The following is a 16,225-nucleotide window of genomic DNA, read 5'->3' on the forward strand; positions in this document are numbered from 1 at the left end:
GAGCAATACCACAAGTCCCGGCGCGACGCGGTCGCTCTGGACGCCGCAATCGAAGCCAGGGAGGGCTGCTATGCAGCAGAGCGATAGCCACGTCGCGGTGAGGATGGAGCGGCCGACGCTCCCATTCTGGGGGCTGCTGGTGGCGCTGGTGGCTGCCTTGTCGGCCTACTTCGGCCAGCGCGAGGCCACGAATGCGGCGCTGATCGAGATCAAAACCGAGATGGTGGCCATGAAGAAGACAATCGAGCGGATGGAGGGGGACCGCTACACCGGCGCCGACGCCCGGAGGGACTTCGCGTGGCGCGATGAGCGAGTCGCGGAGCAGGGAAAGCGGTTGGCGGAGTTGGAGAACGAGGTGCGCGCTCGACGGCGGTAGTGGTGGGCTCGCCTACTGCTTGCAGGTGAACACGTACGACCGCGTGCGCTTCATAAAACCGCCGGCAGTAGGCTGGCTGAGATTTGGGTCGTGAACGAAATCGAAGCCGGCATGGCAAACCTTCGCCGCGAATTTTGTTGCAAATACATGGATGCGCTGCGCAATGGAGCTTTCCGTTTCCATGAGCCCAGGCGATGCAGTCACTGTCAGAAGGTGCTTCGCATTGCCAAGCGGCTCATGCGTATAGCGGATGTCTCCGGTACTACCGACATCTGAATTTGCAGCCATTTGAGTTGGCACCGCCGTATAAGAGCATCCTGCTGCCAACACAATGGACACTAAAAATGCAAGCTGGCGAGCTCGGGAAAACTTAGACATATAGACAGGGCCCGGGCGAATCGGTGGGGCGATCATTATCGCTTAAACCTCTCCGCCGGCACGGCTCCCGGCCGCTTGACCTTCGCCCAGTCGCGCGACCGCTCGCCAGCCTGATACGTCGAACCGGCGCGCTTGCCCACCACACCCTCCAATTCCAGCGCCAACGCGTGGCCGTACAGCCAGGTGCCATCTGGTACGCTGTCCACGAACAGCTGCCCTGGGCGCCGGCGGCCGCGTCAGCGAAGCGAAAAACGAACGGTGGTGTCGCCCAGCGCGGTCCAGCCGCCGACGGCGAGCCGCACCAGCAGGCCGTCCGACCAGTAGGAGACGTAGTCCGGCTGCCAGGCCAGCGCCTGCAGGTGCCTGGTCTCCAAACCGGTCACGACCAGGCCGCCGGCCGTTGCCGCGATCGCATCGCACGGCAGCCGCAGCTCCTCGCTGTCCTCGCCGAAGTAGTGGGCCTCGAGAAAAATGGTGGTAGCCGCCATGGCGCTATCTCGCTTGCTCAGCGCAGTAGGCCGACCAGAAGTAGTGAGAATACCGACCGTGGCGGGCTCGCTTCTTCTCGATGAAAACTCGGACGGTGCCGGCGTGCCCGGCCTCGACCACCACCTCATGGTGGTCTGGAGCCTCGCGCGTGGCTCTGCCCAGCGTCCCGATGGCGGCCGCTATGTACTGGCCATGGATCTGCCCGAGAATCCCGTTCTCCGCAGAGGCGGGCGGGTCGGCCCGATCGCCAGACCGGATGTGGCAGCCGGCGGCAAGCTTGCTGTTGCCCATGGCGTCGAGGTCAGTTGACCCGATTCCAGGCGTCCTGGATCACGCTGAAGGTGATCGGCAACGCTTCGCTGCCCGTGAAGTCGGCTGGCGTGTCGTCCTTCGGGTAGCCCAGAAATGGCGATGACTTGAGCATGCGGAGCAGGTTGGACGAATGCTTCCCCGACTGGGCAACCTCGTGCATGACCTCGTCCTCGATCTGGTGAATGAGCTTCCAGGTGAGGATTCCGGCGGCGCGGTGCTTGGCAACGATGGCCGGCGTGGCCTCGATGATGGACGTTTCTGCGGCTGCGAGCGAGGGCATGGTTGGGTGGGGTTACTGTATGTATATACAGTGTAGCTGCGAACGCCCACGTTGTTCAAAACGTCCGGTAAGTTCTTGATTCTAATAGGACGTATTGGCCGGTTTTTCCCCCTCATTTCGGGGGCGAAATGAGAGGTAACGCATTGAATTTATTAAGAAAAATCCATGTGAGTGTTGCCTGCTCTCTCAGGGACGGCGCGCTTTTTTTTAACGCCCCATGCGGTGATCGTAGCTGCTAGAAATGCGCGCCATCAGCGCTGGATCGTTTTCGCCCATGCTGTCGAATGTCACCCGCACGTGGCCGTCTGGCAGCTGGTCCACACCCGCCATCACCGTCCGGCTTTCCAGGCTGCCGACCACCACGCCCCTGACCGGATCCGCGAGACTGATCGCCAGCCCCTGGTCATGCATTGCCCCCGCTGCCGCGGTGAAGGTGCGATCGAAGCTGGCCGGCGTCATCACCGTAAAAGAGCCTCTGTCATCGGAGGTCGAGGCACATGCCGAAAGCGCCAGGATGCCGACGCAGGCTATGAGTGAAAGTCGCATGATCACACCTTCCGTCTGCCCCCGACCGAAAATGTACGCGTTGCGACTTGGTGCGAATTTCCACTCGCTGATCGCCCTCCCACAAGCTTAGGTGACCTTGGCGAAGATTCCATCCGAGGTCGGTCGATGCGCCGCGGAGTGCCGGGGCGGAAATCAGTGCCAAATGCAATAAATTGTTATATCTGACGATTTATTGCATTTGGGTGATGCCGTCAGCAAGTGGATGCCATAAAGTGCCCGGGCCTTTGTCGGCACATTCTGAGCCTCCACCAAGAACAACATCATGAAAGCATCATTCTCTCTCGCTACCTGCGCCGTCGCGGCCGCACTGCTGGCCGGCTGTTCCGGCGGCATGCCCACCAACATCGACGGCATGGTGTCCGCCGGCTCCTCGCTGGCCAAGGCCGCGACGCTGAGCGACGCGGACGTCAAGAGCCTGTCCGACCAGGCCTGCGCCGAATCGGACAAGACCAACAGGATCGCCGGCGCCAATACCACCTACGGCAAGCGCCTGGCCAAGATCATGAGCGGCCTGAACGGCAGCAACGTGCCCAACGTCAACGCCAAGGTGTACATGACCAAGGACGTCAACGCCTGGGCCATGGCCAACGGCTGCGTGCGCGTCTACAGCGGCCTGATGGACATGATGACCGACGATGAAGTGCGGGGCGTGCTGGGCCACGAGCTGGGCCATGTCGCGCTGGGCCACACCAAAAAGGCCATGCAGGTCGCCTACACGGCAACCGCCGCGCGTGGCGCGGCCGCGTCGGCCGGCAACGGCGCGGTGGCCGCGCTGTCGTCGTCGCAACTGGGCGAACTGGGCGAGAAGCTGGTCAACGCGCAGTTCTCGCAGTCGCAGGAAAGCGCGGCGGATGACTACTCGCTCGACCTGCTGACCAAAAACAAGGCCAACACGCGCGGACTGGTGACGGCGTTCCAGAAGCTGGCCAGGCTCGATGGCGGCAAGTCGAGCATGTTCTCGTCGCACCCGGGTTCGGATGACCGCGCCAGGCATATGGAGGAGCGGATCCGCAAGGCTTCGTAAGCTACCGGCCGCACCCATGACAACGCCCGCACCGGGGAGCCCGGTGCGGGCGTTGTGCCTTCTGCCGAAGCAGGCCGGGGGTCACCGATACACGATCACCGGGATGTCGGTATGCGTCAGCACCTTCTGCGTTTCGCTGCCGAGCAGCAGGCCGGACAGCCCGCGCCGGCCATGCGACGCCATGAAGATCACGTCGCAGCCATGGCGCTCGGCCGCGTCAATGATGCCGAGGTAGGGCACCGCGAAAGTCGACATGTCGGCGTCGAAGACGACGCCGGCCGCGCTCGCCAGGTTCTCGACTTCCTTCAGGTAGAGCTTGGCCTGGTTCTCGATGCGGTCCTTGAAGGCCTGCGGCGCCTCGACCACGATTTCGCTGAACGGGGTGTAGGGATACTCCTCCAGGCAGACATAGGCCGTGACGCGCGCGCCGATGGCCTTGGCGAGTTCCAGCCCGCCGTTGATGGCTTTCTTGGAGAGTTCCGAGCCGTCGGTGGGTAGCAGGATGTGTTGGAACATGCGGGGCTCCTTTTCTGACTAGGGAATAGGGAAGGGGGCAGGGCGGCCGCCCGGCGCCGGGGGGCGATGCCGGGGCAGTGAAAGCGCCTGTCTGAATCCATTGTAGTCAGGGTGCCGAGTACGGCATTGTGCAAAATCAATTGCAACAAAAGCGCCTCAGCCTGAGCCTTGCGCTGCCGGTCAGCCTGCCAGCGCCGCTGCCGCCGGCATGGATGCCGCCTGCTCCGCCCGTCGCCAGTAAGCCGGGTTGCCGTAGGTGTTCTTCAGGTGATCGATAAACAGCCGCACCCGCAGCGGCAGGTGCTTGCGCTGCGGGAACACCGCATGGATGCCGATCGGCGGCGCCTGGAACTCGTCCAGCACCGTGACCAGCCGGCCGCTGGCGATTTCGTTGCCGACTTCCCACCACGACCGCCACGCCAGGCCGTTGCCCTGCAGGCACCACTCGTGCAGCACCGCGCCGTCGGTGCATTCCATGGTGCCGCCCACCTTGACCGTCACCGAGCGCCCGTCTTCGGTGAAGACCCAGCCGCGCTGCACGTTGGCGCTGGCGCCGAAGGCCAGGCAGTTGTGCCGCTGCAGTTCGTCCGGCGTGCCGGGCCGGCCGGCGCGGGCCAGGTAGTCGGGCGAGGCCACCACCACGCGCCGGGTCTCGGCCAGCCGGATTGAAACGAGGCTGGAGTCGGGCAGGTCGCCCAGCCGGATCGCGCAGTCGAAGCCTTCATTGACCAGGTCGACCACGCGGTCGGACAGGTCCAGCGTGATCGATACGTCAGGGTGCGATTCAATGAACAGCGGCACCAGCGGCGCCACGTGCTTGCGGCCATAGCCGGCCGGCGCTGTCACGCGCAGGTGGCCGCTGGCCTTGACGCCGCCGGCCGAAACGCTGGCCTCGGCGTTGTGCAGGTCGTTCAGGATGCGCTGGCAGTCCTCGAGGAAGGCCGAGCCTTCGAAGGTCAGGCTGATCTTGCGCGTGGTACGTACCAGCAACTTGACGCCCAGCCGCTCTTCCAGCGCATCGATGCGGCGCCCGATGATGGCCGGCGCCACGCCTTCCGCCGCTGCTGCCGCCGACAGGCTGCCGCGCGAGGCGACGGATACAAAAGTCTCCAGCTGTTTGAAATGGTCCACAAATGTTCGCCGAGTAGTGCCCGAGTAATACGCACTCGCGCGCTTTGTGCCGGCCCGGTCACGCCCAATGCGTTGCAGGGTGCTGCCGGCGGCCAATGCGCAAGGATTTAGTGCGGAGTATCGTTTTAGTCAGCCAAGATTAGTGGCCGAAAAGTAAAAGATCAAGTGACCCGGGGCACCTTTGCCGCAGTGCAGCGTCTCCCTACAATGCGATGCATTCATCGGTGTACAGGGCCACGCAGTTGTGGTCCGGCACCGACACACTTTGCAGAGTCAGGTTGCCAGCGCCCACATGAACAAGATCCGCGCAGTCGTCTTCGATGCCTACGGCACGCTGTTCGACGTGTATTCCGTCACCGCGCGCGCGGAACAGCTGTTCCCGGGCCGCGGCGAGGCGCTGGCGCTGCTGTGGCGCGACCGCCAGATCGACTACACCCGCATCCGCACCATGGCCGGGCACGACGGCGCGCACTACAAGCCGTTCTGGGCCATCACCGTGGACGCGCTGCGCTATGCCGCCGAGCGCCTGGGTCTGGCGCTGGATGAAGCGACGGAAGCCCAGCTGCTCAAGGAATACGCCTGCCTGTCGGCCTTCCCGGAAAACCTGGGTGCGCTCAAGCGCCTGCGCAAGGCGGGGCTGCCGCTGGGCATCCTGTCCAACGGCAATGCCGAGATGCTCGACATCTCGGTCAAGAGTGCCGGCATGCATGGCCTGTTCGACCACGTGCTGTCGGTCGATGCGGTGCGCCAGTACAAGACCGCGCCCGCCGCCTATGCACTGGGGCCGCTGGCCTTCGGGCTGGACGCGCAGGAGATGCTGTTCGTCTCGTCCAACGGCTGGGACGCCTGCGGCGCCACCTGGTTTGGCTACACCACCTTCTGGATCAACCGTGCCGGCCACCCGGCGGAGCGGCTCGACGTAGCCCCCTCCGGCACCGGGCACGACATGAACGACCTGCTCGAATTCGTCCGCGCCCATGGCGTGGCGGCATAGCAGGGCGCCCAACAACCAAAGCTATCGCTATCGTTTAACAGGAGAACACTGATGGCTATCACGCTGCCCGCGGGCATGAAGATTACCGGCGAAATCCTGCCGGCCTACGAAGATATCCTCACGCCGGAAGCCCTGGCCCTGGTAGACAAGCTGCACCGCGCCTTCGAGCCGCGCCGTCAGGAACTGCTGGCCGCGCGCGTGGAGCGCGCCAAGCGCCTGGACGCCGGCGAAGTCCCTGATTTCCTGCCGGAAACCAAGAGCATCCGCGAAGGCGACTGGAAGGTTGCGCCGGTGCCCAAGGCGCTGGAATGCCGCCGCGTGGAAATCACCGGCCCGGTCGAAGCCAAGATGGTGATCAACGCCTTCAACTCGGGCGCTGACAGCTACATGACCGACTTCGAGGATTCCAACACCCCCAACTGGCACAACCAGCTGCAGGGCCAGGTCAACCTGAAGGCCGCCGTGCGCCGCACGCTGACCCTGGAATCGAAGGGCAAGCAATACAAGCTGAACGACAAGATCGCCACGCTGCAGGTGCGTCCGCGCGGCTGGCACCTGGACGAAAAGCACGTCACCATCGACGGCAAGCGCGTCTCGGGCGGCATCTTCGACTTCGCGCTGTTCCTGTTCCACAACGCCAAGGAACAGATCGCGCGCGGCGCCGGCCCGTTCTTCTACCTGCCGAAGATGGAAAGCCATCGGGAAGCGCGCCTGTGGAACGACATCTTCGTGATGGCGCAGAACGAAATCGGCCTGCCGCAAGGCACCATCAAGGCCACCGTGCTGATCGAGACCATCCTCGCCGCGTTCGAGATGGAAGAAATCCTGTATGAGCTGCGCGAGCACAGCGCCGGCCTGAACGCCGGCCGCTGGGACTACATCTTCTCGTGCATCAAGAAGTTCAAGAACGACAAGGACTTCTGCCTGGCCGACCGCGCCAAGGTCACCATGACCGCGCCGTTCATGCGTGCCTACGCGCTGCTGCTGCTGAAGACCTGCCACTCGCGCGGCGCCCCCGCCATCGGCGGCATGAGCGCGCTGATCCCGATCAAGAACGATCCGGAGAAGAACGCCATCGCCATGGAAGGCATCATCAGCGACAAGCGCCGCGATGCCACCGACGGCTACGACGGCGGCTGGGTGGCACACCCGGGCCTGGTCGAGCCGGCCATGAAGGAATTCGTGGCAGTGCTGGGCGACAAGCCGAACCAGTTCGAGAAGCAGCGTCCGGACGTGCAGGTGAAGGGCGCCGACCTGCTCGACTTCAAGCCGGAAACGCCGATCACCGAGCACGGCCTGCGCATGAACATCAACGTCGGCATCCACTACCTGGGCGCCTGGCTGGCCGGCAACGGCTGCGTGCCGATCCACAACCTGATGGAAGACGCCGCCACCGCCGAGATCTCGCGCTCGCAGGTGTGGCAGTGGATCCGCTCGCCGAAGGGCAAGCTGGAAGACGGCACCAAGGTCACGGCCGAGCTGGTGCGCAAGCTGATCCCGGAAGAACTGGCCAAGGTGAAGGAACTGGTCGGTGGCGACACCAAGACCTATGACCGCGCTGCCGAGATCTTCGAGCAGATGTCGACATCGGAGGATTTCGCCGAGTTCCTGACGCTGCCGCTGTACGAAGAAGTCTGAGCGGGGCGCACTGCTCCGGCATGACCAGGAACCGCAGCCTGATGGCTGCGGTTTTTTTGTCTTCGTTTTACAGCGGCCCGGGCAGCCTCTTCAGCCCGATCCAGACCACCATGATGACCACATTGACCGGCACGCTGAGCGCGCCCGGCACGTAGAACAGCGCCGACAGCACGGGCGCGCACAGCACGCCTTCCACTACGCTGCCCGCGGCATAGAAGAAGACCCCGCACCACAGCCAGCGCCGCATATACGTCGGCAGCCAGTGCGCACGCGCCTTGTTGAAATGCCAGGCGTGGGCCCGTTCGGCCCGGCTTCCCTGGCTGGCGTCGCGGAACAGCCAGTTGAAGAAAAAGTAGCGGTACAGCAGGGTGCGGAAGGCCAGCTCTTGCATGATCACTCCTTTGGCCGTGCCGGGCAGATAGCGCGCAATGTTCATACCAGCGTGGGCATGCAGGGGCGGCGGCTTACCTAGCAGCGTAGCAAGAAGTCGCCGGGACAGACCAGCCGCCGGCCGCAATCCGGATCCGCGTCATGCTGGAAAACCCCGCATGTCCCGCGCGGCAACACTCTCTAATATGAAGTACCCGCCGCCAGCGCGGACCACAACATCAAAGCGGAGACTTCAGATATGGACCGTCGACAGTTCCTGGGCACCGCCGCCGTTGCCGCAGCCGTTGCCGCAACCGCCGGCGTGGCGCCGTACGCCATGGCGCAGCAGTGGCCCGCGCGGCCGATCCGGCTGGTGGTGGCGTATCCGCCCGGCGGCGGTACGGACGTGGTGGCGCGGCTGTTTGCCGACTATCTTGGCCGCGTGACGGGCCAGTCGGTGGTGGTGGAGAACAAGCCGGGCGGCGCCACCGTTCCCGCCACGCAGGACGTGATCCGCGCCAGGAACGACGGCCAGACACTGCTGGTGACGCTGGGATCGTCCGCCACCTCGGGCGCGCATATCAACCGCGTGCCCTACGATCCGCTGACCGACCTGACTGCGCTGGCCGAACTCGGCCGCGCCCCGGTGCTGCTTGCCGCCAACAAGGACGCCCCGTATTCCACGCTGAAGGAACTGATCGCCTATTCCAAGGCCAACCCGGGCAAGCCGATCCATTCCGCCTCTTATGGCCCGGGCACGTCGTCGCACTTTGGCCCGCTGCTGTTCAACCGGCTGGCAGGCACCAACCTGGAGCCGGTGCTGTACAAGGGCTCGGCGCCCGCCACGCAGGACCTGGTGGGCGGCGTGGTGCCGCTGATGATCGACGGCCTGACCACCGGCGTGCCGCTGTACCAGGCCGGCAAGACCAAGGTGCTGGCGACCACCATGCCGGAGCGGTCGGACATGGCGCCCGGCGCTCCAACATTCCGTGAGCTCGGTTTCCAGGAAATGGAGCAACTTAGCGGATATTTTGCGCTGTTCGGGCCCAAGGCCATGCCCAAGGCAACGGTCGATGCCGTCTCGGAGGCCGTGCGCAAGGTGCTGGCCGATCCCGCGTACCAGAAGCGGCTGGCCGGCGTTGGCGTGCTGCCGGCGCAGGCGGTCACGCCGGAAGCATTTGCCGCGCAGATCCGGACCGATCATGCGCGCTGGGGCCAATTTATCAAGGACATCGGCTTCAAGATCGAGAATTGAGCCTGCCAGGCCGGTCCCGGAGACGGTCAACGCTGCCGGAGCTGAACGCCGGGATCTGCCGCCAGGCGATTTCTTGTCCATACTGGACTTGTTGCGGCGCCATGCCGCGGCAATCAAGAATCAGCAGCCTATGGAGGGAATCGTGTTCAAGCACATCTTGCTGGCCACCGATGGCTCGGAGCTTTCCAAGGTCGCCATGGCGGCCGCGATCAATTTCGTCAAGGCGGGCGGCGCGAAGCTGACGGCGTATACGTGCATGGAGGAATATCCCTACCTGTCCTCGGGGGATGCCGGCCATCCGCGGCGAAAGGCGTATGAGGAACATGAGGCCGAGCGGGCCAGCGCGGTGCTGGCCGAGGTTGTCGCGGCGGCCACCGAGGCGGGCGTGACCTGCCAGACCGACATGAGCACGTCGGTGCCGTACAAGGGCATCATCGATGCCGCCGCCAAGCACGGCTGCGACGTGATCTTCATGGCGTCGCACGGACGGCGCGGGCTGGAGGGGCTGCTGGTCGGGAGCGAAACGCAGAAGGTGCTGACCCACTGCAGGATCCCCGTGCTGGTCTATCGCTGAGCTTGCGCAATCCGCCAGCGGATCAGAAGCGGTAGCCCCGGCTTGGATTCACTTTCCAGCCGCCGGCGCCATCGAGTTCCAGCACCTGGTGGTGGTACTTGAGCAGCGAGGGGCGGTGGCTGACGCTGACCAGCGTCGCGTCCATGCCGGCCAGCAACCGGTACATGCCTTCCTCGTTGGCGATATCGAGCGCGCTGGTGGCCTCGTCAAGCATCACATAGCGGGGCCGCGACAGCAGCACGCGCCCGATCGTCAGCCGCTGCTGCTCGCCCAGCGACAGCACCTTGCCCCAGTCCACTTCGGTATCGAGGCCGCCGAAGCGGTCGACAATGCCGCCAAGATTCACCAGCTCGAGCAGCCGGATCAGCTCGTCGTCGGCGATGTGCTGCCCGATGTGGTTGGGGTAGAGCAGCTGGCCGCGCAGGCTGCCGACCACCATGTACGGGTGCTGTGGCAGGAACAGCATGTCCTGCGGCCTGGGGCGCATGATGCAGCCGGTGCCGCTGGTCCACAAACCGGCGATGGCGCGCATCAGCGAGCTCTTGCCGCCGCCGCTGGCGCCGACGATCAGCAGCCCTTCGCCGGGATCGGCCGACACCGTCAGGTCGCGCACCAGCGTGCGTTCCAGGTTCGGCGTGTGCAGCGTCACATGCAGCAGCGACAGGCGCGAGTCCTGCACGGACTCGATCTTGTGCGCCGGCTCGGCGAGTTTGTCCGGTTTGGCCGGCGTGTCGGCCAGCGTGCTGGCGAAGGTATCCAGCCGGTCCAGCCCGGCGACAAAGCGGGCCAGCTCTTCGAAGTTGTCGACAATCACCGTCAGCGCATTCAACACTGCGGCGAACGCCCCCGCAGCCTGGATCGCGCGCCCGACCTCCATTTCACCGGACAGCACATGCGAGGCGACGATGGCGCTGGGCAGCAGGATGGTCAGGAAGCCGTAGCCGTACTGGAACGTGTTCAGGCTGAGCTGCCACTTGATGAGCTTGTCGAAGTTGCGGAAGGCCTGCTCGAAGCGGCCGCTGACATGCGACGATTCCAGCGCCTCGCCGCGGTAGAAGGCGATCGATTCGGCGTTCTCGCGCACACGGATCAGGCTGAAGCGGAAATCCGCCTCGCGCTTGAGCTGGAAGAAATTCAACCCGATCAGCACGCGCCCGAAGAAGTACATCGAGACGAAACTCCCGGCGATGGCGTAGACCACCAGGAAGTAGACCAGCATCTGGGAAATCGACCACAGCACGGCGCTGAAGGCGATCAGCTGCAGCAGCGCGCCGATGCCGATCGACAGGAAATACAGCGATTGCTTGGTAAAGGTGTTGATGTCTTCGGTGATGCGCTGGTCCGGATTGTCGATCGCCGCGTTGGCGTTGAGCTTGTAATAGGTCCGGTCCCTGAAGTACCCGTCGAGGTAGTGACGGGTGAGCCATCGTCGCCACAGCAGGCCCAGCTTGTTGCGCAGGAAGTAGTAGGAGGAATAGATGGGAACGGCGCCGAGCAGGATATAGAGGCACTTCTGGATCGAGCCCCAGAAGCGGTCGGCATCTTGCGCCGCCAGGGCCGAAGTGAATTCGCCGGTCTGTTCGTTGATCCAGACTTCGGCCTGCGTCTGGCCGAGCAGCAGCAGGATCAGCAGGAGCAGCAGGCCGGACGCCTTCCATCGCTCACGCGAAAACCAGTAGGGGCGGGCAATGGCCCAGTAACGGGTCCACACGTGGCGCGTGGGGACGCCCGGACGTTTCTTGCGGGCCGAAGTGGTGCCGGCAATCCTTGGCTCGGGCACGACGCTCATCTGACTCTCCAGCGCAGACGGATTCCCCGCCGCCACGCACATTCGTCGTGCTGCAACGAAGCGGACCAGCAGGAGAATCTCTGGATGAAATATAGGCCAGCAATATCCACGCCTGACCAGAAATCATCCGCCCGGCCCTCGTTTTTTTCGTGCCCGCGCGCGGTGTGCGGTGTTGGCGGCAACGTCGAACCAGGTTGCGGCTGGAGGGTGACCGAGCCGCTATAGGCGAACCCTGCAAGCTTTTTCAAAGGTACCTGCAGTTTCAGGCGCGGCTGCGGCGGCGGGGCGTGCCCGCCGGTCGCGGCCGCAGCGCCGGCCTCAGTCGAGGGTAATCTTTCCCGCCTTGACGATCTGGCCATAGCGAGCGATGTCGCGCTCGATCACCTTGCGGAATTCCTCGGAGGAACCGCCTACCGGCACGAAGCCCAGGTCGGTCAGCCTCCTGGCCACTTCGGGGCTGCGCGTTGCCGCGGCGATTTCCTTTGCCATGCGGTCAACCACAGGCGCGGGCGTGCCGGCAGGCGCCAGCAGGCCGGTCCAGGAACTCATCACGAAGCCCGGGAAGCCCGACTCTTCCATGGTCGGGATATTCGGCTCGCCCGGCCAGCGCTTGGCCGAGGCGACGGCCAGCACATTGATCTTGCCCGACTTCACGTGCGGCATCGGCACCAGCAGCGGATCGAATGCGACCGACACCTCGCCGGAAACGAGCGCCGGCAGGATCGGTGCGCTGCCGTTGTACGGCACGTGGGTCATCTTGACCTTGGACTCCATCGCCAGCCGCTCGCCCGTCAGGTGCGCCGAGCTACCCACGCCGCTCGAGCCGAATGTCAGCGTGTTGGGATGCTTCTTGCCATAGTCGACCAGTTCGGCAACAGTCTTCGCGGGCACCTTCTTGCTCGCGAACAGGAACAGCGGCAGCTCCGCCATCTCCGCCACCGGCACGAGGTCCGAAGGCTTGTAGCTCAGCTTGGAATACAGCGACATGTTGGCGCTGTAGGCCGCGAGAACCGAGACAAAGGTATAGCCGTCCGCCGCCGAGCGCGCGGCCACGCCAACGCCAAGCGTGCTGTTCGCGCCCGGCTTGTTCTCGATGATGATGGGCTGCCCGAGGCTTTGCGAGACCTTTTCGAACACGACCCGGGATACCGTGTCGGTGGACCCGCCGGGGGTATAGGGAACGATGACCTTGATCGGCCTGGTCGGCCAGGCATCGGCCGCCAATGCTGCATGGCCGAAAACGACACTCGTGATGGCGAGCGTCACCAGTCGTGCGCTGCGCGCCGCGCGATTCGAAATGCTCAACTACGTCTCCTGCTTTGGCAAATTTTCCTCCCGCCTTTGCGGCGGGTTCCAGCGGTGATTCCGCCGGGTGATTATGCCGGAGCGGTCGAAGCGGGTACGTGCCAAGAGGCTGCGGTAGGGCGCTTTCCGTGAAGTCAGTGTGCGATAAGCGGTCGGGCACTGAGTGGCGCGCGGTCTTCTTTCAGGCCCGGTATTTCTCCCACAGTTCGCGCAGAACCGATTCCGGCGGCGGCGCCGGTGCGAAGCCCGCGACATTGCCGAACATGCCAAGAAGGCGGCGCCTGAAGGCATTGAGGTCCATCGTCGGTTCAGGCGATGCACTGGCGGTATCGATGATCGTATGCAGCTGCTCGGCGGAGAGGCCGGCGATGGCAGACCACAGGTCGTCGGGGCTGGCGCAGGTGCACGGCAAAGATCGGGCAAACATCGGTCATCCTCAACGTGGATCCATGATCGCTAACGCACCGCCGCGCCGCGCTTGCTGCCGTCCGGGTACACGGCCGCCTGGAACGGCTCGAGGCCGATCCGCGCGACCACATCGACGAAGCGCTCGGCTTCGCTGTCGCGGTGCGCGAGGTAGGTGCCGATCAGCCGCTCGACCACGTCCGGCACCTGCTCCTGCGCGAACGACGGGCCGATGATGCGGCCGATCGCCGCGCCGCCGCCGGCGCCGTGGCTGTCCTGGCTGTCTGCGCCGTTCTGCCGCCCGCCGATGGTGACCTGGTACCAGGCTTCACCCGCCTTGTCGACACCGAGGATGCCGATATGGCCGACATGGTGGTGCCCGCAGGAGTTGATGCAGCCCGAGATGTTCAGGTCGAGCTCGCCGATGTCGTGCACGTGGTCGAGGTCTTCGAACCGTTCCTGGATCGCCTGGGCCAGCGGTATCGACACGGCGTTGGCGAGCGAGCAGAAATCGCCGCCGGGGCAGGCGATGATATTAGTGATCCTGCCGACGTTGGGCGTGGCGAGGCCGGCCGCATCCAGCGCGCGCCACAGCGCGGGCAGGCCGCTGCGCCGCACGTCGGCGAGGATCAGGTTCTGTTCGTGCGAGACCCGCAACTCGCCAAAGCCGTGGCGCTCGGCGAGGTCGGCCATCAGCTCCATCTGGTCGGCGGTAATGTCGCCGGGCGCGCGGCCGGTGGCCTTGAGCGATGCGGTCACCGCGGCGTAGCCCGGTACGCGGTGCGGATGGACGTTGCTGCGCAGCCAGAGCCGGAATGCGCGGTCGGTTCGCGCGAGTTCGGCGCTTTCATCGACGCTTTCATCGGCATCCTGTGCCGCGGCGGGGTCATAAGGCGGCACCGTGAAGCGCGCGGCCACCGACGCGACGAAGTCTTCGGTGACGGTATCCGGGCCACCCCGGATGCGCTGCCACTGCTCCGCGACCTGTTCGCGAAATACTTCCGGCGTGAGATCCTTCACCAGGATCTTGATGCGCGCCTTGTACTTGTTGTCGCGCCTGCCATGCAGGTTGTAGACGCGCAGCGTGGCCTGCAGGTAGGTCAGCAGGTCCTGCCAGGCGACAAAGGGGTTGATCAGCTTGCCGACCATGGGCGTGCGCCCCATGCCGCCCCCGACCCACACGCGAAATCCGACCTGGCCGTCTTCCTCGACCGCCTGCAGCCCGATATCGTGGACGCCGACCGCGGCCCGGTCGGTGGTGGCGCCGCTGATCGCGATCTTGAACTTGCGCGGCAGGTAGGCGAACTCGGGGTGCAGCATCGACCATTGCCGCACGATCTCGCACCACACCAGCGGGTTCACCAGCTCGTCGGGCGCGATGCCGGCAAAGTGGTCGGTGGTGGTGTTGCGGATGCAGTTGCCGCTGGTCTGGATGGCATGCATCTGCACCGTGGCGAGTTCCGCCAGGATGGCAGGCGCGTCTTCCAGGCGCGGCCAGTTGAACTGCAGGTTCTGCCGCGTGCTGAAGTGCCCGTAGCCGCGGTCCCAGCGGCGCGCGATCCCGGCCAGCTTGCGCAGCTGCCTTGACGCCAGCATGCCGTAGGGGATGGCCACGCGCAGCATCGGGGCATGGCGCTGGATATACAGGCCATTCTGCAGCCGCAGCACGCGGAACTCTTCCTCGTCGAGCTCGCCGTCCAGGAAGCGGCGGGTCTGGTCGGTGAACTGCACGACCCGCTCGTCGACCAGCCTCTGGTCGATCTCGTCATAGACATACATGATGAAGGTCTCCTTGCGCGTAGCGCTAGTCTTTTGCCCGTGCCCGTTCGATGGACATGTCGGTCGGCATCATGTTGAGGTCGGCGTTGTGCATCACCCACAGCGAGCCGGCGACGACGATGACGATCAGGAAGCCGGTACAGGCGAAGATGGCGGTATTGCCGCGCTGGCCGGGACCGGTGCCCAGGTGCAGGAAGTACACCAGCTGCACCAGCAGTTGCGCGACGCACAGGCCGACAACCAGCGCGATCGCGGCGTGGCTTTGCAACGTGCCGGTCATCACCGAGGCAAACGATGCCACGGTAAGCGCGACCGACAGCAGCAGGCCGATGGTGTAGCTGCGCACGCTGCCGTGGGTGGGGTGCTCACCCGGATGGACGGAGTGAAGATGGGACGGCTTCATGCGAACTCCCGCAGGTAGACGAAGGTAAAGACGCAGATCCAGACCAGGTCCAGGAAGTGCCAGAACAGGCTCAGGCACGCCAGCCGGCGGCGCACGATGTCATCGAGGCCGAAACGCCGGACCTGGTGGATCATCACCGCCAGCCAGCACAGGCCCGCGGTGACGTGCAGGCCGTGGGTGCCGACCAGCGTGAAAAACGCCGACAGGTAGGCGCTTACGCCGGGCCCGGCGCCCTGGTGCAGCAGGTGGGCGAACTCGTAGACCTCCATCGCGACGAACACGGCGCCCAGCACGAAGGTGGCCGCCAGCCAGCGGATCATGCGCGGCGCGGCATTCGCGTCCTGCCGCAGCATGGCCAGGCCGAAGGTGTAGCTGCTGAGCAGCAGCACCATGGTCTCGGTGAACACGAACGGCAGCTCGAACAGTTGCTGCCCGCCCGGCCCGCCCGCCGTGTTGCCCGACAGCACGCCGAAGGTTGCGAACAGCACCGCGAAGATCAGGCAGTCGCTCATCAGGTAGAGCCAGAAGCCCAGCGTGGTATGGGCGGCGGCATCGTGATGGCCGTGGTCGGCGGCGTGCGGCACCGGATGTGCGGCGTGCGGGCCTGGATGGTGCAGGGTAGGGGATAGCGTCGGGTTCAT

At 64.9% G+C, this 16,225-nt stretch carries 21 protein-coding genes; 7 read left to right on the forward strand and 14 right to left on the reverse strand.

Annotated elements, in window-relative coordinates; genetic code table 11:
• The first annotated feature begins 70 nt into the window (after window positions 1–70).
• The gene (locus tag ACAD63_RS08010; protein WP_434033738.1) at window positions 71–376 is read left to right on the forward strand and encodes a hypothetical protein; all 306 of its coding nucleotides are present in this window, start codon (window positions 71–73) and stop codon (window positions 374–376) included.
• Between the two features lie 12 nt (window positions 377–388).
• Here the strand turns inward: ACAD63_RS08010 and ACAD63_RS08015 are convergent, their stop codons facing one another.
• From ACAD63_RS08015 to ACAD63_RS08025, 3 genes are read right to left on the reverse strand one after another with little or no spacing between them, the layout of a single operon-like run.
• A complete protein-coding gene (locus ACAD63_RS08015; protein ID WP_434033739.1) occupies window positions 389–790 on the reverse strand; it encodes a hypothetical protein in 402 nt (133 codons plus the stop codon).
• A complete protein-coding gene (locus ACAD63_RS08020) occupies window positions 790–960 on the reverse strand; it encodes a hypothetical protein (protein ID WP_434033740.1) in 171 nt (56 codons plus the stop codon). The genes ACAD63_RS08015 and ACAD63_RS08020 overlap by 1 nt, the downstream gene beginning before the upstream one ends.
• A gap of 30 nt (window positions 961–990) precedes the next feature.
• The gene (locus ACAD63_RS08025) at window positions 991–1,242 is read right to left on the reverse strand and encodes a hypothetical protein (RefSeq protein WP_434033741.1); all 252 of its coding nucleotides are present in this window, start codon (window positions 1,240–1,242) and stop codon (window positions 991–993) included.
• A gap of 58 nt (window positions 1,243–1,300) precedes the next feature.
• Between ACAD63_RS08025 and ACAD63_RS08030 the strand changes: the two genes are divergently transcribed.
• The gene (locus ACAD63_RS08030; RefSeq protein ID WP_434033742.1) at window positions 1,301–1,552 is read left to right on the forward strand and encodes a hypothetical protein; all 252 of its coding nucleotides are present in this window, start codon (window positions 1,301–1,303) and stop codon (window positions 1,550–1,552) included.
• On the opposite strand, the gene ACAD63_RS08035 is transcribed toward ACAD63_RS08030, so the two are convergent.
• Window positions 1,545–1,835 carry a DUF2471 family protein gene (locus tag ACAD63_RS08035; RefSeq protein ID WP_434033743.1) on the reverse strand — a complete coding sequence of 97 codons (291 nt, stop codon included), beginning with the start codon at window positions 1,833–1,835 and terminating at the stop codon, window positions 1,545–1,547. The two genes, ACAD63_RS08030 and ACAD63_RS08035, sit on opposite strands and share 8 nt — an antisense overlap.
• Before the next feature lie 207 nt (window positions 1,836–2,042).
• Window positions 2,043–2,381, reverse strand: coding sequence for a penicillin-binding protein (locus ACAD63_RS08040; protein WP_133096422.1), 339 nt, complete (start codon window positions 2,379–2,381; stop codon window positions 2,043–2,045).
• A gap of 283 nt (window positions 2,382–2,664) precedes the next feature.
• Between ACAD63_RS08040 and ACAD63_RS08045 the strand changes: the two genes are divergently transcribed.
• Complete coding sequence (locus ACAD63_RS08045; protein ID WP_135705446.1) at window positions 2,665–3,426, forward strand: M48 family metalloprotease; 762 nt, start codon at window positions 2,665–2,667, stop codon at window positions 3,424–3,426.
• Between the two features lie 81 nt (window positions 3,427–3,507).
• Here the strand turns inward: ACAD63_RS08045 and ACAD63_RS08050 are convergent, their stop codons facing one another.
• Entirely contained in the window at window positions 3,508–3,942 is a 435-nt protein-coding gene (locus ACAD63_RS08050; RefSeq protein WP_133096420.1) for a universal stress protein, read from the reverse strand.
• 180 nt (window positions 3,943–4,122) lie between these two features.
• Complete coding sequence (locus tag ACAD63_RS08055; protein ID WP_133096419.1) at window positions 4,123–5,073, reverse strand: LysR family transcriptional regulator; 951 nt, start codon at window positions 5,071–5,073, stop codon at window positions 4,123–4,125.
• A 292-nt stretch (window positions 5,074–5,365) separates the two neighbouring features.
• Here ACAD63_RS08055 and ACAD63_RS08060 point away from each other — a divergent pair, with 292 nt between their 5' ends.
• Both ACAD63_RS08060 and aceB read left to right on the forward strand, forming a co-directional pair.
• Entirely contained in the window at window positions 5,366–6,067 is a 702-nt protein-coding gene (locus ACAD63_RS08060; RefSeq protein WP_133096418.1) for a haloacid dehalogenase type II, read from the forward strand.
• A 51-nt stretch (window positions 6,068–6,118) separates the two neighbouring features.
• The gene (aceB, locus tag ACAD63_RS08065) at window positions 6,119–7,705 is read left to right on the forward strand and encodes a malate synthase A (RefSeq protein ID WP_135705445.1); all 1,587 of its coding nucleotides are present in this window, start codon (window positions 6,119–6,121) and stop codon (window positions 7,703–7,705) included.
• A gap of 67 nt (window positions 7,706–7,772) precedes the next feature.
• On the opposite strand, the gene ACAD63_RS08070 is transcribed toward aceB, so the two are convergent.
• The gene (locus tag ACAD63_RS08070; RefSeq protein WP_133096417.1) at window positions 7,773–8,096 is read right to left on the reverse strand and encodes a hypothetical protein; all 324 of its coding nucleotides are present in this window, start codon (window positions 8,094–8,096) and stop codon (window positions 7,773–7,775) included.
• 237 nt (window positions 8,097–8,333) lie between these two features.
• Between ACAD63_RS08070 and ACAD63_RS08075 the strand changes: the two genes are divergently transcribed.
• Both ACAD63_RS08075 and ACAD63_RS08080 read left to right on the forward strand, forming a co-directional pair.
• Complete coding sequence (locus ACAD63_RS08075; RefSeq protein WP_135705444.1) at window positions 8,334–9,329, forward strand: Bug family tripartite tricarboxylate transporter substrate binding protein; 996 nt, start codon at window positions 8,334–8,336, stop codon at window positions 9,327–9,329.
• A 142-nt stretch (window positions 9,330–9,471) separates the two neighbouring features.
• Window positions 9,472–9,903, forward strand: a complete 432-nt coding sequence (locus tag ACAD63_RS08080; RefSeq protein ID WP_133096415.1) for a universal stress protein — start codon at window positions 9,472–9,474, stop codon at window positions 9,901–9,903.
• A 22-nt stretch (window positions 9,904–9,925) separates the two neighbouring features.
• Here the strand turns inward: ACAD63_RS08080 and ACAD63_RS08085 are convergent, their stop codons facing one another.
• The 6 genes from ACAD63_RS08085 to cyoC form a co-directional block, all read right to left on the reverse strand.
• Window positions 9,926–11,692 (reverse strand): ABC transporter ATP-binding protein/permease, encoded by a 1,767-nt coding sequence (locus ACAD63_RS08085; protein WP_133096414.1) that lies wholly within the window; start codon window positions 11,690–11,692, stop codon window positions 9,926–9,928.
• Between the two features lie 318 nt (window positions 11,693–12,010).
• Window positions 12,011–12,997: a Bug family tripartite tricarboxylate transporter substrate binding protein gene (locus ACAD63_RS08090; protein WP_434033744.1), complete on the reverse strand. Its 987-nt coding sequence runs from the start codon at window positions 12,995–12,997 to the stop codon at window positions 12,011–12,013.
• 181 nt (window positions 12,998–13,178) lie between these two features.
• Window positions 13,179–13,424 carry a hypothetical protein gene (locus ACAD63_RS08095; protein WP_133096412.1) on the reverse strand — a complete coding sequence of 82 codons (246 nt, stop codon included), beginning with the start codon at window positions 13,422–13,424 and terminating at the stop codon, window positions 13,179–13,181.
• A gap of 29 nt (window positions 13,425–13,453) precedes the next feature.
• Window positions 13,454–15,181 (reverse strand): nitrite/sulfite reductase, encoded by a 1,728-nt coding sequence (locus tag ACAD63_RS08100; RefSeq protein WP_135705441.1) that lies wholly within the window; start codon window positions 15,179–15,181, stop codon window positions 13,454–13,456.
• Between the two features lie 25 nt (window positions 15,182–15,206).
• The gene (gene cyoD, locus ACAD63_RS08105) at window positions 15,207–15,584 is read right to left on the reverse strand and encodes a cytochrome o ubiquinol oxidase subunit IV (RefSeq protein ID WP_133096410.1); all 378 of its coding nucleotides are present in this window, start codon (window positions 15,582–15,584) and stop codon (window positions 15,207–15,209) included.
• On the reverse strand, window positions 15,581–16,225 hold the full coding sequence (gene cyoC, locus ACAD63_RS08110) for a cytochrome o ubiquinol oxidase subunit III (protein ID WP_133096409.1): 645 nt from the start codon (window positions 16,223–16,225) through the stop codon (window positions 15,581–15,583). The genes cyoD and cyoC overlap by 4 nt, the downstream gene beginning before the upstream one ends.

The organism is Cupriavidus sp. a3 (assembly GCF_051015765.1).
Classification (GTDB): domain Bacteria; phylum Pseudomonadota; class Gammaproteobacteria; order Burkholderiales; family Burkholderiaceae; genus Cupriavidus; species Cupriavidus oxalaticus_A.